Source organism: Mycobacterium sp. E342, assembly GCF_001667665.1.
Classification (GTDB): Bacteria; Actinomycetota; Actinomycetes; order Mycobacteriales; family Mycobacteriaceae; genus Mycobacterium.
The window spans coordinates 1-874 of the sequence record NZ_LZJM01000093.1; the positions used below are offsets into that span (position 1 = coordinate 1).

Consider the following 874-nt stretch of genomic DNA (forward strand, 5'->3'; position numbering starts at 1 on the left):
ACCCAGAGTGCGAACCGCTGATCGCGCCAGACACGTACTCGGTGGGGGTGGCTTACACCGCGTGGCGGAGCAATCTCTACAAAGAGGACAAGGACACGTACGAGCATGCGGTCCGTCAAGCCGTTGCGACGGTCGTCGATTCCAAAGCAGCGACGGTGTTGCTTGGCAACGCTTTTGCCAAGCGTCTCGACGCCTGCAGCAATGCCGTCATCCACCTGAGCGGCAAATATCGATGGAGATTCCAGAAGACCGACGCGACCGATACGGGAGTGCGGTGGACGGGAACGGAACTAGAGGACGGGCAGATCACCGGCTGGGTCTGCCCCAACGTGGCGCGCGCGAAGAACAATGTGATCATCACTGCGCAGGTGTGCCAATACGGCAATGGCGCTCCGGCCACCGCGACAATTCTGGACAAGATGTCGGAGAAGATACCCCGATAGACCCGGGAGAATCGGAATACTTTGTGCAGGATCCGGGACTAGCGGGCGTGGCCATCGCTTGGCCGCCCGAGGGCGAGCTGACAGCTGCGGGACTATCGGGTGTGGCCAGCGGTTCTCCGCCCCAGCCGGGGTCGCAACGCGCGATCTGCGGACATGGAAGAGACGGATCGGAGCGCGCCACCGTGTCGCCCAGGCCGCCGGATACCGCGGTGAGCGCTCCGGCGATCGCTGCTCCTGCGGCCAAACGTGTCAATTTCGACATGAGTGAGATTCCAATCGAGCTGAACCGATAAGGGGTGAGGTCCTAAAAGTCAACGAGGTACGGTTGTTAAAACCTCAGCAGTCCTGTCATGGTACTCCTCCCGGATCCTGCACAAAGTATTCCGATTCTCCCGGGTCTATCGGGGTATCTTCGCCGAGATTTTGTCCAG

At 60.5% G+C, this 874-nt stretch carries 1 protein-coding gene; it reads left to right on the plus strand.

Translation table 11 applies throughout. From position 1 onward, the window contains the following. The coding region (locus A5692_RS06115; RefSeq protein ID WP_156765952.1) for a sensor domain-containing protein at positions 1–443 on the plus strand (443 nt) is incomplete at its 5' end. Positions 444–874: the final 431 nt, after the last annotated feature.